Genomic DNA, 13,328 nt, shown 5'->3' with positions numbered 1-13,328 from the left:
GCCTAGTGTTTATCAACATGTCGACCTTGGCCTACGAGATCGTGGACGTCTTCACCGATCGCCCCTTCGCCGGCAACCCGCTGGCCGTGGTGTTCGGCGCCGAAGGGCTGGCCACCGAGCAGATGCAGGCGCTCGCGCTCGAGTTCAACCTGTCCGAGACGGTGTTCGTGCTGCCGCCGACCCAGGTCGGCGCGACGTACCGGGCGCGGATCTTCACCCCGGCGGCGGAGCTGCCGTTCGCCGGGCACCCCAGTGTGGGCGCCGCGGTGACGGCCAGTCGGCGCGGGATGTTCGAGCCGGGCCGGGTCACCCAGGAGTGCGGCGCCGGGGTGCTGCCGATCGAGGTGGGTCCCAGCGGCGCGACGCTCACCGGCGGTATCCCCACCCTCGGCCCCGAGCTGGACCCGGAGCCACTGCTGGAGATGGTCGGCCTGACCGCCGCGGACCACGCCGGCCCGGCGCCCCGGGTCGCCGGCTGCGGCCTGGAGTTCCCCTACCTTCCGGTACGCCCGGACGCGGTGGCCCGGGCCAGGGTGAACGCGGCGGCGGCGGAGCGGTACGGAGTGGAGCACGTCAGCGTCTTCTCCTGGGACGGCGGGACGCAAACCGCGCACGCCCGGGTCTTCGTACCGGGGCTGGGCGTGCCGGAGGATCCGGCGACCGGCTCGGCCGCCCTCGGCCTCGGGGTGTGGCTGGTCGCCAGCGGGCTGCTGCCCGGCGAGGGCCGCTCCGAGTACGCGATCCGCCAGGGCGTCGAGATCAACCGGCCCTCGGCGCTGGCCTGCACGGTCACCGCCGCCGGCGGGGTGGCCGTGGGGGCGACGGTCAGCGGCCAGGTGATGCCGGTGGCCCGTGGCGAGATCGCGGTCCCGCCCTTCGTGGGCTGAGCCGTGGCACCGGCCACCCGTCCGCGCGACCGGGACGGTGACCCGGCCGGCCCTTGCTCCGCGCCTTTGGAGTTGAGTCGTTCGTGATATCAAACGGCCGGGGCGGGGTGCCACGCCAGGCCGGACGAGCGCTTCCAGCGGTCGGAGGACAGTCCCGCGAGTCGTTCCTGATATCAGCTCCAAAGGCGATGACAGGGTGGATGCCGGCCGGTGAGGCCGGGGCGGCTGTGCGCGGTCGGGCCGCTCGGTAGCGCTCGGCCGAGCACCTGGTCCACCCCGGACCGGCCGGGATGGGGGAGGATGCCGGTGTGACGGACGAGCTGGACAGCCCGGTGACGACACCCCTCATCGACGAGGCGGTGAAGAAGGCGGCCGTGGCGTGGGTGAGCGTCGGCGGCGGCCCGGCGTACGCGCTGTGGTGCCTGCCGCTCGACGGCGCGCTCCTGGTGGTCACCGGACCCGGCGAGCAGTCCGCGCCCGGCCTGGCCGACGCAGACACGGCGGAGGTGACCCTGCGCGGCGACCACGGCGGCCGGATCGTCACCTGGCCGGCCCGGGTGACCCGGCTGCGGCCGGGCACCGAGGAGTGGGACACGGCCGCGCCGCTGGTCGCGGCGAAGCGGCTGAACGCCCCCGGCCCCGCCGCCGAGCTGGTGGCCCGGTGGGCCACCGAGGGCTGCGCGGTCAACCGGCTGACGCCGGCGGGCGGCCCGGTCGCCGGCGCCGACCTGCCGGCCGACTCCCTGGCCGAACCGCCCCGGGAGGCCCCGGTGGTGCGGGCCACCCGCAGGCCGTTCCGGCTGCACAAGGTCCGTCGCCGCTGAGCGGGTCCGGTCCGGTCAGGCGGCGGCGAGCGGTGCGGCGACCGGGTCGAGCAGGTCGAGCACTTCGACCAGCGAGGCCAGCAGTGGGCCGGTCCAGCACCGGTCCGCGTTGAAGACCATGTGGTCGGCCAGGTCCGGCGCGGCCAGCCGGACCGCCGTCATGCCTGCCCGTTCCGCTCCGGTCAGCTCCTGGCTGCCGCCGTCGCCGACGTAGAGGCAGTCGGCCGGTGCGAGGTCGAGCCGGCGGCAGGCCGCCAGGTAGAGCGCCGGGTCCGGCTTGCAGCGACCCACCCGCACCGAGAAGACGCGTACGTCGAGCAGCGGCGCGATCGCGAGCTGGGGCAGGAACGCCGGCAGCTCGTGCGTGCAGTCGCTGATCACCCCGGTGCGTACGCCCCGCTGGCGCAGCGCGGCCAGCACCGGCACCGCCTCGTCCCGCAGCCGGGTGTCGGCGCGTACGGCCCGGTGCCGGGAGGCCACGGCGGCGCGTACCGCCTGGTCGGAGGGGTGCACGCCCGCTTGATCGCAGACCCAGCGCAGGGTCGCCTCGGCGTTGCCCAGCCGGCCGGTGGCGCGCTGGTAGTAGGTGCGGTCGAGTACCTCCGTCAGCGTGGCGGGTGGGCAGCCGAGCAGCTCGGCGGTGGCCTGATGGGCGGAGCCCCGCTGGACGCAGCGGGTCAGGGTGCCGAAGAAGTCGAAGAGCACCGCCTGGTACCTGGGCATGGGGGAGCGCCTCCGGACGTCGACGGGAGGGGTCGCCGGGACGCGCATGATCGTAACGGAGCGCTGACGTTCCGTGCTGTCCCCCGGACGTGTGAGGATTGCTCTCCGTGTCGCTCACTCCGTATCGGCCGCCGGTCGACGCGCTGACCCTCGGCGCGCTCGTGCTGGCCGTCGGCGCCGTCTCCTCGTCGGCCCCGCTGGTCGCGTTCGCCGCCGCGCCGGCCCTCGCCATCGCGTTCTGGCGCAACACCCTGTCGGTCGCCGTGCTCGGTCCGTTCTCGCTGGCCCGCCGGCGGCCGGAGTTCCGCGCGTTGACCGTGGGCGCCGGCCGGCGGGAAGGCCTGTACTGCGTGCTGTCCGGACTGGCGCTCGCCGCGCACTTCGCCACCTGGATGCCCAGCGTGCAGCTCACCACGGTCGCCGCGGCCACCGCGCTGGTCGCCACCCAGCCGGTCTGGCAGGGGCTGATCGCCCGCTGGCAGGGCCGGCGGCTGCCACTGGCGGTCTGGGCCGGCATCGGGATCGCCGTGGTCGGCGCGGCGCTGGCCACCGGCGCCGACCTCACCGTCTCCGGACGGGCCTTCGCGGGTGACCTGCTCGCCGTCGCCGGCGGCATGTTCGCCGCGATCTACACCGCCCTCGGCGAGCGGGCCCGGGCCACCATCAGCACCACCACGTACACCACCATCTGTTACGGGGTCTGCGCGGCGGTCCTGCTGGTGATCTGCCTGCTCGGCGGGGTACGCCTGCACGGCTACGACCCGGGCACCTGGCTGGCGATCCTCGGCCTGGTGGCGGGCGCCCAGCTGCTCGGCCACTCGATGTTCAACTACGCCCTGCACCGGGTCTCGGCCACCACGGTCAGCGTGCTGATCCTGCTGGAGGCGCCCGGGGCGGCCCTGATCGCCTGGGTCTGGCTCGGCCAGCTGCCCCGCCCGCTCGCCCTGCCCGGGCTGGCCCTGCTGCTGGCCGGCGTCGCCGTGGTCATCCTGGGCGGCGCCCGCGCCGGTCGCCGTACCGAGCCGGTGGCCGTGCCCGCCGACCCGGCCCCGCTCGGCGACTGACATCCGGCCGCTTTTCTCCGAAAGCGCGGCCCGCTGCCGCCGCCATCGGTGAGAGTGCGGAGGATGGGGGCGGAAGCGGAACAGCGGGGCGACGACGAGGCCGAGCGCGGCACCGTCGTGACGCCGTCGGCCGAGTTCCCACCGCTCGACCCCGAGGAGCGGGCCGCGCTCGGGCGGATCGGGGACCACTGGCAGGAGCCCCGCCGCCCCGACGACCTGCCGGTTGACCCGACCCTGGGACGGAACCGCCGCCGGCCGGCGCCGACCCGGTTCGGCCGGTTGGCGCCGATCGAGATGTTCACCGTCGAGCAACCGGACGAACTGGTGGCCACCGAGCCGGCCCACCTGCCCGGCAACCGGGCCGGTCGGGCAGCCACCAAGCTCCGCCGCGTGCTGTTCGGCCCGCCGCTGTCCAGCGCCGCCGTGCTGTACGAGCGGATGCGCAAGCTGGTCGCCGTGCCGATCCTCTCCTCCGACGTGCTCAGCTCGGTGGCGTACGGGCCGGAGGCGCTGCTGACCGTGCTGGTGCTGGCCGGCAGTGGCGGGCTCGGGCTCTCCCTGCCGCTGGCCGCGATTCTGGTGCTGATGATGATCGCCGTGGGGGTGTCGTACCGGCAGACCATCCCGGCGTACCCGCACGGCGCCGGGTCGTACATCGTGGCCGGGGACAACCTGGGGCGGACGGCGGGACTGACCGCGGCGGCCGGGCTGATGCTCGACTACGTGCTGACCGTGTCGGTGTCGGTCGCGGCCGGCGTGGGCGCCGTCACCTCGGCGGTGCCCGGGCTGGCCCCGACCTCCGTCCTGCTCGGCGTGCTGGTGATCGCCGTGCTGCTCGCCGGGAACCTGCGCGGGGTACGGACCGCCGGCAACATCTTCGTGCTGCCCACGTACGCGTTCGTGGCCGCGGTCCTCGCCGTGCTGGTGGTCGGCTACGCACGCGCCGCGAGCCGGGGCTTCACGCCGGTGCCGCCCCCGGCGGTGCCGGCCGCCGAGGGGCTGGGCCTGCTGCTGGTGCTGCGCGCCTTCTCCTCGGGAGCCGTGTCGATGACCGGCATCGAGGCGGTGTCGAACGCGGTACCGGCCTTCCGCCCGACCGAGTGGCGCAACGCCCGTACCTCCCTCAGTTGGATGATCGCCACGCTGGCGACGCTCTTCGCCGGGCTGGTCGGCCTGATCCACCTGGACGGCCTGGTGCCCCGATCGGACCAGACGATCCTGTCCCAGCTCGGCCGGGTCACCTTCCCCACCGGCCCCTGGTACGCGTTCCTCCAGGCCACCACCGCGTTGATCCTGCTGCTGGCGGCGAACACCGCGTTCAACGACTTCCCCCGACTGCTCTTCTTCATGGCCCGGGACGGCCACGCGCCCCGCCGGTTCCTGCACATGGGGGACCGGCTGGCGTTCAGCAACGGCCTGGTCGCACTGGCCGGATCCGCGGCGCTCATCTTCGTCGCGTTCGGCGGCCACACCGAGTCGCTGATCCCGCTCTACGCCGTCGGGGTGTTCCTCGCCTTCACCCTGTCGCAGACCGGCATGGTGGTGCACTGGCGGCGGCACCAGGGGCCGGGCTGGCGCCGCCGGCTGGCGCTCAACGCGGTCGGCGCGGTCCTCTCCGGGCTGGTGCTGATCACCGCCGCGGTGGCCAAGTTCTCGGAGGGCGCCTGGCTGGTGGTGGTCGCGGTGCCGCTGCTGGTGCTGCTCTTCCGCCGGATCCACCGGCACTACGCCACGCTGCACCACGCCCTGGCGCTGTACCCGCCACCGGCCGCCGGGCCCGCGCCGGCCGCCCGGCCGCGCGGCCCCGCCGGGTCCAGCGAGGGCGAGGAGCTGCCCCAGGAGGTACGCCACCTGGTGGTGGTGCCGATGGCCCGGCTGAACCGGGCGTCGCTGCGCGCGCTGGCGTACGGGGTGTCCCTGGGCCAGCCGACGCTGGCCGTGCACATCGCCCCGGAGGAGGTGGAGGCGGACCGGTTCCGGGAGCAGTGGTGCGCCTGGGGCGACCACGTGCGGCTGGAGACCGTGGTCTCGCCGTACCGGTCGGTGATCGGGCCGTTGGCGCACTACCTGGAGGCGCTGCACGCGACCCGGCCGGACCTGACGCTGACCGTGATCGTGCCCGAGGTGGTGCTGCGCCGGCGCCGGCACCGGCTGCTGCACAGCCGGGCCGAGCAGCGGCTGCGCGCCGCGCTGCGGGCCCTGCCCGGGGTGGTGGTCACCAGCGTCCCGGTCCACGTCTCCGAATGACCGTCGGCGAGCGGGCGCCGCCGTCGAGGCCGGCTCAGGCGTCGAGGGCGGCTCAGGCGTCGAGGCCGACGGCTCGCGCGCTCGCCGTCCAGAGCCGGGCGGCCAGCTGGGCGTCGCGCGCCTTGGGCAGCGGCCGGCGTGGCCGGCGGTCGTAGTAGTAGCCGCCGGAGATCAGCCGGGACGGGTCCTGGTGCGTCAGCCAGATGAGCGTCTCCGCGCCCTTCTCCGGGCTGCGGAACGGCAGCAGCCGCATGCCGAGCGAGACCAGCGGGCTGTCCGCGCCGAACCGGGTGCGTACCACCCCCGGGTGGAACGAGTACGCCGGCACCTCCGGCCAGCGCCGGGCCGCCTCGGCGGCGAACAGGATGTTGGCCTGCTTGCTGGTGCCGTACGCCCGGTAGGGCCGGAAGTCGCGCAGGGTGGCGTTCAGGTCGTCCGGGTCCAGGGCGCCGCTGCGGTGGGCGCCGGAGGCGGTCACCACCATCCGCCCGATCCGGTCCCGCAGCAGGTTGCTGAGCAGGAACGGGGCGAGATGGTTGGCCTGGATGCTGAGTTCGAAGCCGTCCACGGTGGTGACCGGCTGGAGCACGATCGCGCCGGCGTTGTTGGCGAGCACGTCGATCCGGTCGTACGCGGCGCGCAGCTTGTCGGCGAGCCGACGGACGTCGTCCAGCACGGCGAAGTCGGCCCGGAACAGTTCCGGACGCTCGCCGCTGGCCTCGCGCACCCGGTCCCCGGCGGCCTGGAGCCGGGCCGGGTCCCGCCCGACCAGGACCACCTGGTCGCCACGGGCGGCCAGGTCGACTGCGGCGGCCAGGCCGATGCCCGAGCTGGCCCCGGTCACCACCACGATCCGACGCTCAGTGAGATCTTCCACAGGTCCATTCACCCCGGTCACGGCACGAGGTTACCGTGGCGTCACAACGCCCTTTGGGATCGTTAAGTTCTCGGTTTCTTCATTTCTGGAGGCGTCGGCGTGTCCGCCGGACGCTGGAAGGAGCGCATCCATGGCCGCTGTCGGTCGCCCCCGCCGGTCCTGCCTCGCGGTACCCGGCTCCAGCGTCAAGATGCTCGGCAAGGCCCAGGGCCTCCCCGCCGACCAGGTCTTCCTCGACCTGGAGGACGCCGTCGCCCCGCTGGCGAAGCCGGACGCCCGCAAGAACATCGTCGCCGCGCTCAACGAGGGCGACTGGACCGGCAAGACCCGGGTGGTCCGGGTCAACGACCTGACCACGCCGTGGACGTACCGGGACGTGATCGAGGTCGTCGAGGGCGCCGGGGCCAACCTGGACTGCATCATGCTGCCGAAGGTGCAGAACGCCGCCCAGGTGCAGTGGCTGGACCTGACGCTCACCCAGATCGAGAAGACCCTCGGCCTGGAGGTGGGCCGGATCGGCATCGAGGCGCAGATCGAGAACGCCGCCGGCCTGGTCAACGTCGACGCCATCGCCGCCGCGTCGCCCCGGGTCGAGACGATCATCTTCGGCCCGGCCGACTTCATGGCCTCGATCAACATGAAGTCGCTGGTGGTCGGCGCGCTGATCCCGGACTACCCGGGCGACCCCTACCACTACATCCTGATGCGCATCCTGATGGCCGCCCGGATGCACGACAAGCAGGCCATCGACGGCCCGTTCCTGCAGATCCGCGACGTGGACGGGTTCCGCGAGGTGGCCAAGCGCTCGGCGGCGCTGGGCTTCGACGGCAAGTGGGTGCTGCACCCCGGACAGATCGACGCGGCCAACGAGGTCTACTCCCCGGCCCAGGCCGACTACGACCACGCCGAGCTGATCCTCGACGCGTACGACTACTACACCTCGGAGGCGGGCGGGAAGCTCGGCGCGGTGATGCTCGGCGACGAGATGATCGACGAGGCGTCCCGCAAGATGGCGCTGGTGATCGCGGCCAAGGGCCGGGCGGCCGGGATGACCCGTACCTCGTCCTTCACCCCGCCGTCGGAGTGAGCCCCGGACGCTGAACGTGACGGGCCGCCCCGGACGACCGGGGCGGCCCGTCCCGGTCAGTAGCCGCTGGAGGTGTCGCTGTTGACGGCGATGACGATCGCCACGATGTAGACGGTGATCAGCACCACCATCAGACCGGTAACGATCCAGCCGACGATGATGCCGGCCTTCGCCATGCCGTCGCCCCCCTCGCCGGTCTCCCGGATCTGCTTGCGGGCGATGTGCCCCATGATCGCGCCGATCGGGGCGGTGATGCACGAGGTGAAGCCGAGCAGCGAGAGCACCAGCGCCGCGATGGCCAGACCGTTGGTCTTGGTCGACGGCGCGGGGGCGTACGCCGGGTAGGCCGGCGGCGGGTAGCCGCCCGCGGCGTACGGGTCGCCCACCGGGTAGGCCGGCGCGGCGTACGGACCGGCCGGCGCGTACGGGTCCGCCGGGGTCGGCTGGGTCGGGATGGGGTTGCCGGCCATCGGCAGCGTCGGGTCGGCCGGCGGACCCGACTGGGGGCCGGCTGCGGACGGGTCCTGCCAGCCACCGGACGGCGGGGGATAGCTCATCTGGTCATCTCCGTAGCTTTCGGGTGCCGTCAGGGTAGCCAGCCGCCCGCAAACCGGAGGACCGGCTTTCCGGGTGCCGCGTTGCCCGGAACGTCTACAGCGGGCAGGATCGCGGCATGGCAGTTGACGCGCGGGGCGGTCGGTCGCGACGGGACGTGAGTCGCCCGGGGACGGTGCGACGCAGCCGGGCCGGCTTTCCGGCCGGGTCCGCCGACCAGGACCAGCCGGCGCCGCTGGCCGAGCCGGTCACCATGCGGCTGGACGGCCGGGTCGCGCTGGTCACCGGCGCCGGCAGCCCGGACGGCATCGGGTACGCCACCGCGCGCCGCCTCGCCGACCTGGGCGCCCGGGTGGCGATTGTCTCCACCACCCGGCGGATCCACGAGCGTGCCGGCGAGCTCGGGGTGACCGGTTTCGTCGCCGACCTCACCGACGAGTCCGAGGTGGGTGCCCTCGCCGACGCGGTGGCGGAGCAGTTGGGCGACGTCGAGGTGCTGGTCAACAACGCGGGGCTGGCCAGCCGGGCCAGTCCGGAGGTGCTGCGCCCGGTGGCCCAGCTCAGCTACGACGAGTGGCGCGGCGAGATCGACCGCAACCTCACCACGGCGTTCCTGTGCAGCCGGGCCTTCATCGGCGGGATGGCCGAGCGGGGCTGGGGCCGGATCGTCAACCTGGCGGCCACCGCCGGCCCGGTGAACGCGCTGCCCACCGAGGCCGCGTACGCGGCGGCGAAGGCGGGCGTGGTGGGGCTGACCCGGGCGCTGGCCATGGAGATGATCGCCGACGGCGTGACGGTGAACGCGGTGGCCCCGGGCACCATCTACACCGCCGCGTCGACGGCGGCGGAGATCAAGCAGGGGCTGGGCACCCCGGTCGGCCGGCCCGGCACACCTGACGAGGTGGCCGCCGCCATCGCCTTCCTCTGCTCGCCGGCCGCCTCGTACATCACCGGGCAGATGCTGGTGGTCGACGGCGGCAACAGTGTGCGCGAGGCCGAGTTCCGCTGACGGTCAGCGGTAGTTGCCGCTGTCGGAGTTCGCCCACCAGGCCAGGCCGATCCAGCCGCAGCAGGCGAGCAGGCCGATGACGGTGAACACGTAGCTGAGGATCAGTCCCCAGGTGGCGAGCTGGTTGCCCTCCTCGCCGGTCTGCCGGATCTGCCGCTTCGCCAGGTGCCCGAGGACGATCCCGGCGGGGGCGAAGACGAAGGCGAAGACCAGCGACAGGACGGCGAGGACGTTCGGCCCGCCGCGCGGTCGCGGTGGCTCGCCGGGCGGACCGTACTGGCCGTACGGGGGCTGCGGGGCGTACGGCGGCTGGCCGCCGCCCGGGGGCTGGTGCCCCCAGTGCGGTTGCTGTGGCTGGTCTCCGTACGGCTGCCCGTAGGGTTGGCCGTAGGGCGGCGGCTCGTACGGCGACGGCGGCTGATCCGGATCGCCGGGTGGTTGGCTCACGCCACTCGCCCCCTCCGTCGCAGGTGAACGGCCCTCTCTCTTGCGGACGCTACCCGCAGCGGTGAACCTTTTCACAGCGGTTGTGTGGACTGGTCACCTTGGCCTCGCCGGGCGCGGGGCCGATACTGACCCAGCGTTCAGTTACCCATGAGTAATGCGCCGATCCCCCGGAGGCTGAGATGGCCCGACTCGCCCAGACGCCCGGCCTGACCGACGTGCAGAGGTCGATCCTGGAAACCGTCCGGGAGTTCGCCGACAAGGAGATCATTCCGCACGCCCAGCGGCTGGAGCACGCCGACGAGTACCCCACCGACATCCTCGACGGGATGCGCGAGATGGGCCTCTTCGGGCTCACCATCGACGAGGAGTACGGCGGCCTGGGCGAGTCCCTGCTGACGTACGCCCTGGTGGTGGAGGAGCTGTCCCGGGGCTGGATGTCGATCTCCGGCATCGTCAACACCCACTTCATCGTGGCGTACCTGATCTCACAGCACGGCTCGGCCGACCAGAAGGCCCGGCTGCTGCCCCGGATGGCCACCGGCGAGGTGCGCGGCGCCTTCTCCATGTCCGAGCCCGAGTGCGGCTCCGACGTCTCGGCGATCAAGTCGAAGGCGGTCCGCCACGGCGACAACTACGTCCTCAACGGCCAGAAGATGTGGCTGACCAACGGGGCGTACTCCTCGGTGGTGGCCACCCTGGTCAAGACCGACACCGGCGCCGACTCGGTGTACGGCAACATGAGCACCTTCCTGCTGGAGAAGGAGCCCGGCTTCGGCGAGACCGCCCCCGGCCTGACCATCCCCGGCAAGATCGACAAGATGGGCTACAAGGGCGTCGAGACCACCGAGATGGTCCTCGACGGGGTCACCGTGCCCGCCTCCGCCGTGCTCGGCGGGGAGGAGCAGGTCGGCCGCGGCTTCTACCAGATGATGGACGGCATCGAGGTCGGCCGGGTCAACGTGGCCGCCCGTGCCTGCGGCATCTCCATCCGCGCGTTCGAGCTGGCCGTCGCGTACGCCCAGCAGCGCCGCACCTTCGGCCAGCCGCTCGCGAAGCACCAGGCGATCGCGTTCAAGCTCGCCGAGATGGGTACGAAGATCGAGGCCGCGCACGCCCTCATGGTCAACGCGGCCCGGCTCAAGGACGCCGGCCAGCGCAACGACGTGGAGGCCGGGATGGCCAAGCTGCTCGCCTCCGAGTACTGCGCCGAGGTGGTCCAGGAGGCGTTCCGCATCCACGGCGGCTACGGCTACTCCAAGGAGTACGAGATCGAGCGCCTGATGCGGGAGGCACCCTTCCTGCTCATCGGCGAGGGCACCTCGGAGATCCAGAAGACCATCATCTCCCGCGGCCTGCTCAAGGAGTACAAGCTCTGAGCGCCCGCCCAACCCTGTGTTGATCAAGGAGTTTGCGTCACCGGCGCGGCCGGATCCGACGCAAACTCCTTGGTCAACGGGGTTGGGCGTCTGTGCCGGGCGTGCGGGCCGGCAGGTGTTGGCGGGTGCGGGTGATCAGGGCGGCGGGGTCGTCGGCGTACAGGCGGATCTCGTGGACCGGCTCGCTCGGGCCCTTGGGTAGCCGCACGGAGAGCGGCTCGCGCAGCACCAGATCGACGCTGGTCTGCTTGGCGGCGCCGATGTTCAGGATCGTCGCGCCCTCGTCCTGGGTGACCTGGACCGCGCGGCTGGACGGCAGCGACCGGTAGCGGGCGCTGACCGTGGCGATCGCGGCCCAGGGCACCAGGAAGTCGACGGAGAAGCCGTTGCGGACGCGCAGCCCGGCCGCCTCGGCGACGTGCGGGTGGACCCGCAGGCTGGCGAAAAGCCCGATCATCCACAGCAGGCCCCAGACGCCGAGCGCCAGCACAACCTTTCGCGCCGACGGAAGCGTGTGCGCCAGGATCACATCGAAGATCGGGATCTCGACCGCCGAGAGGACGATGAAGGCGATCAGGATCGGCTTCACCACGCCGACGTAGCTGAAGACCTGGGCCCCGGGTTCGGTCGTCGGTGGCCGGCGCAGCAGCCAGCGGTAGAGGCTGCGCCACATGCCGATCTCGTAGGCGACCGCGATCCTCAGCAGCGCGACCGGACTCCGCTCCCGCACAGCTCACCCCCGCCCCCCAGGCTTTTTACAATGCAGTTGCAACGTATCCGGCGGGACGGCTGCATGTCAATGCAGTCGTATTGTGAAAGCATGGGGGCATGCCGAAGCGGGTCGATCACGCGGAGCGCCGCAAGCTGATCGCCGACGCGCTGATGCGGGTGGCGGCCGAGCACGGGCTGGAAGCGGTCAGCCTGCGGCACGTCGCGACCGAGGCCGGGGTCTCCGCCGGGATGGTGCAGCACTACTTCCGCACCAAGGACGAGATGATGACCTTCGCCCTCGCCGTCGTACGCGAGCACGGCGAAGCCCGGGTGAGCCGGGCGGTCACGGCGCTCGGCGACCACCCCGCCCCGCGTACCCTCCTGCGGACCATGCTGGTCGAGCTGCTGCCGCTCGACGAGGCGCGCCGGGCCGACGGCCGCGTGGCGCTGGCCTTCCTGGCCTACACGGCGGTGCGACCGGCCGTCGCCGCGGCGCTGCACCAGGAGACCGCCGCCCTGCTGGCCTTCCTCGCCGGGCAGATCCGTGCCGCGCAGACCACCCGGCCGGCCGACCGGCGGGTGGACCCGGACCGGGCCGCCGTGGGCCTGCTGGCCGTCCTGGAGGGACTCGGGATCTACCTGCTCGGCGGGCACTACCCGGCGGAGACCGCGCTCGCCGCCCTCGACGCCCACCTCGACCTGGTCTGCGGGCCGGCGGAGCCCGTCGACCGGCCGCCGGTCAAGCGCCGGCGGGCTCCGGCGGGGTGACCGGCAGCCCCACCGCGAGCATCTCCGGCCGGGTCCGGAACTGCTCGATCGCGGCGAGCAGCCGTTCGTCAGGGACGGTCACCTCCCGCCCGCCGACCACCTGCGGCCACAGCCGGCCCGGATCCAGGCGCAGCCACACCCCGTCCCGCCGGCCCCGGGAGTTCGGTCGCGCCTCCCTGACCTCGGACCACGGGTACCACTCCGCGCCGTCCCGGATCCCGCTCGCGGTCAACGCCAACCGACCGGTGAACCGGACCTCCTGATACACGAGCGCACCGAGGCCGAGCGCCACGCCGGCCAGCAGGACCGGCCGGCCGACCCCGACCCAGGCCCACCCTTCGGGCAGGAGTGAGATGCCGGCGACCGTCAGTGTGACGGCCAGGGCAGCCTCGATGACCAGTTCCACCCAGCCGGCCGCGGACCGCCCGGCCACCAGTCCGGGCTCCGTCCCGTGCCGGCCGTGGACCCGGGCCCGCCAGACCAGCCGGCCGGTGCGCCGGGGCCGCCACCGCTGCTGCGCCAGGTGCACCCCGGTGACCGCCCACACCAGACCGTGGACGTCGGCCAGGTCGGCCGGGCTCCTCGTCAACAGGACCCGGGCGGCCATCCCGGCGACCGCGCCGCCGGCCGCGAGGGCCAGCAGCCGCCGGGACCAGAGCCCGTCGCGGTGGGGCTGCGCCGACGCCACCGCCGGCCCGGGAAGGGACACGCCCGCAGGGTACGCGCCGACCACCAGCTCCACGGCCCGCGCGG

Annotated in this window: 14 protein-coding genes; 8 read left to right on the top strand and 6 right to left on the bottom strand. The window is 73.3% G+C overall.

The window, feature by feature from the left end:
* Positions 1 to 17: 17 nt before the first annotated feature.
* Positions 18 to 887 carry a PhzF family phenazine biosynthesis protein gene (locus tag ACGFI9_RS07150; protein WP_393175902.1) on the top strand — a complete coding sequence of 290 codons (870 nt, stop codon included), beginning with the start codon at positions 18 to 20 and terminating at the stop codon, positions 885 to 887.
* Positions 888 to 1,177: 290 nt separating this feature from the next.
* A complete protein-coding gene (locus ACGFI9_RS07145) occupies positions 1,178 to 1,711 on the top strand; it encodes a hypothetical protein (protein ID WP_393175900.1) in 534 nt (177 codons plus the stop codon).
* A 15-nt stretch (positions 1,712 to 1,726) separates the two neighbouring features.
* Here ACGFI9_RS07145 and ACGFI9_RS07140 read toward each other — a convergent pair whose 3' ends face one another.
* Positions 1,727 to 2,434 carry an HAD family hydrolase gene (locus ACGFI9_RS07140; protein WP_393175898.1) on the bottom strand — a complete coding sequence of 236 codons (708 nt, stop codon included), beginning with the start codon at positions 2,432 to 2,434 and terminating at the stop codon, positions 1,727 to 1,729.
* A gap of 107 nt (positions 2,435 to 2,541) precedes the next feature.
* Here ACGFI9_RS07140 and ACGFI9_RS07135 point away from each other — a divergent pair, with 107 nt between their 5' ends.
* Together ACGFI9_RS07135 and ACGFI9_RS07130 are read left to right on the top strand one after the other, a co-directional pair.
* The gene (locus tag ACGFI9_RS07135; RefSeq protein ID WP_393175896.1) at positions 2,542 to 3,498 is read left to right on the top strand and encodes a DMT family transporter; all 957 of its coding nucleotides are present in this window, start codon (positions 2,542 to 2,544) and stop codon (positions 3,496 to 3,498) included.
* A gap of 63 nt (positions 3,499 to 3,561) precedes the next feature.
* Positions 3,562 to 5,745, top strand: coding sequence for an APC family permease (locus ACGFI9_RS07130; RefSeq protein WP_393175894.1), 2,184 nt, complete (start codon positions 3,562 to 3,564; stop codon positions 5,743 to 5,745).
* A gap of 52 nt (positions 5,746 to 5,797) precedes the next feature.
* Here the strand turns inward: ACGFI9_RS07130 and ACGFI9_RS07125 are convergent, their stop codons facing one another.
* The gene (locus ACGFI9_RS07125; RefSeq protein ID WP_393175892.1) at positions 5,798 to 6,622 is read right to left on the bottom strand and encodes an SDR family NAD(P)-dependent oxidoreductase; all 825 of its coding nucleotides are present in this window, start codon (positions 6,620 to 6,622) and stop codon (positions 5,798 to 5,800) included.
* A 130-nt stretch (positions 6,623 to 6,752) separates the two neighbouring features.
* On the opposite strand from ACGFI9_RS07125, the gene ACGFI9_RS07120 reads away from it, so the two are divergent.
* Positions 6,753 to 7,709: an HpcH/HpaI aldolase/citrate lyase family protein gene (locus ACGFI9_RS07120; protein WP_393175890.1), complete on the top strand. Its 957-nt coding sequence runs from the start codon at positions 6,753 to 6,755 to the stop codon at positions 7,707 to 7,709.
* A 56-nt stretch (positions 7,710 to 7,765) separates the two neighbouring features.
* Here ACGFI9_RS07120 and ACGFI9_RS07115 read toward each other — a convergent pair whose 3' ends face one another.
* A complete protein-coding gene (locus ACGFI9_RS07115) occupies positions 7,766 to 8,266 on the bottom strand; it encodes a DUF4190 domain-containing protein (protein ID WP_393175888.1) in 501 nt (166 codons plus the stop codon).
* Between the two features lie 116 nt (positions 8,267 to 8,382).
* Here ACGFI9_RS07115 and ACGFI9_RS07110 point away from each other — a divergent pair, with 116 nt between their 5' ends.
* Complete coding sequence (locus tag ACGFI9_RS07110; protein ID WP_393175886.1) at positions 8,383 to 9,273, top strand: SDR family NAD(P)-dependent oxidoreductase; 891 nt, start codon at positions 8,383 to 8,385, stop codon at positions 9,271 to 9,273.
* A 3-nt stretch (positions 9,274 to 9,276) separates the two neighbouring features.
* Here the strand turns inward: ACGFI9_RS07110 and ACGFI9_RS07105 are convergent, their stop codons facing one another.
* Entirely contained in the window at positions 9,277 to 9,720 is a 444-nt protein-coding gene (locus ACGFI9_RS07105; protein WP_393175884.1) for a DUF4190 domain-containing protein, read from the bottom strand.
* 179 nt (positions 9,721 to 9,899) lie between these two features.
* On the opposite strand from ACGFI9_RS07105, the gene ACGFI9_RS07100 reads away from it, so the two are divergent.
* Positions 9,900 to 11,096 (top strand): acyl-CoA dehydrogenase family protein, encoded by a 1,197-nt coding sequence (locus ACGFI9_RS07100; protein WP_393175882.1) that lies wholly within the window; start codon positions 9,900 to 9,902, stop codon positions 11,094 to 11,096.
* A gap of 73 nt (positions 11,097 to 11,169) precedes the next feature.
* Here ACGFI9_RS07100 and ACGFI9_RS07095 read toward each other — a convergent pair whose 3' ends face one another.
* Complete coding sequence (locus ACGFI9_RS07095) at positions 11,170 to 11,826, bottom strand: hypothetical protein (RefSeq protein ID WP_393175880.1); 657 nt, start codon at positions 11,824 to 11,826, stop codon at positions 11,170 to 11,172.
* A gap of 98 nt (positions 11,827 to 11,924) precedes the next feature.
* Between ACGFI9_RS07095 and ACGFI9_RS07090 the strand changes: the two genes are divergently transcribed.
* Positions 11,925 to 12,575: a TetR/AcrR family transcriptional regulator gene (locus ACGFI9_RS07090; protein ID WP_393175878.1), complete on the top strand. Its 651-nt coding sequence runs from the start codon at positions 11,925 to 11,927 to the stop codon at positions 12,573 to 12,575.
* On the opposite strand, the gene ACGFI9_RS07085 is transcribed toward ACGFI9_RS07090, so the two are convergent.
* Positions 12,547 to 13,284: a hypothetical protein gene (locus ACGFI9_RS07085; protein ID WP_393175876.1), complete on the bottom strand. Its 738-nt coding sequence runs from the start codon at positions 13,282 to 13,284 to the stop codon at positions 12,547 to 12,549. The two genes, ACGFI9_RS07090 and ACGFI9_RS07085, sit on opposite strands and share 29 nt — an antisense overlap.
* Positions 13,285 to 13,328 lie beyond the last annotated feature (44 nt).

This window comes from Micromonospora sp. NPDC048930, from assembly GCF_043197935.1.
Lineage (GTDB): Bacteria > Actinomycetota > Actinomycetes > Mycobacteriales > Micromonosporaceae > Micromonospora.
Note: the sequence above shows the minus strand (reverse complement) of the source record. Positions and strands in the feature narration are given on the sequence as shown.

Coding starts and splice junctions, on each gene's coding strand:
- ACGFI9_RS07150 (WP_393175902.1), top strand. CDS start 18: ATGTCGACCTTGGCCTACGAGATCGTGGACGTCTTCACCGATCGCCCC.
- ACGFI9_RS07145 (WP_393175900.1), top strand. CDS start 1,178: ATGGGGGAGGATGCCGGTGTGACGGACGAGCTGGACAGCCCGGTGACG.
- ACGFI9_RS07140 (WP_393175898.1), bottom strand. CDS start 2,434: ATGCCCAGGTACCAGGCGGTGCTCTTCGACTTCTTCGGCACCCTGACC.
- ACGFI9_RS07130 (WP_393175894.1), top strand. CDS start 3,562: ATGGGGGCGGAAGCGGAACAGCGGGGCGACGACGAGGCCGAGCGCGGC.
- ACGFI9_RS07120 (WP_393175890.1), top strand. CDS start 6,753: ATGGCCGCTGTCGGTCGCCCCCGCCGGTCCTGCCTCGCGGTACCCGGC.
- ACGFI9_RS07115 (WP_393175888.1), bottom strand. CDS start 8,266: ATGAGCTATCCCCCGCCGTCCGGTGGCTGGCAGGACCCGTCCGCAGCC.
- ACGFI9_RS07110 (WP_393175886.1), top strand. CDS start 8,383: ATGGCAGTTGACGCGCGGGGCGGTCGGTCGCGACGGGACGTGAGTCGC.
- ACGFI9_RS07100 (WP_393175882.1), top strand. CDS start 9,900: ATGGCCCGACTCGCCCAGACGCCCGGCCTGACCGACGTGCAGAGGTCG.
- ACGFI9_RS07090 (WP_393175878.1), top strand. CDS start 11,925: ATGCCGAAGCGGGTCGATCACGCGGAGCGCCGCAAGCTGATCGCCGAC.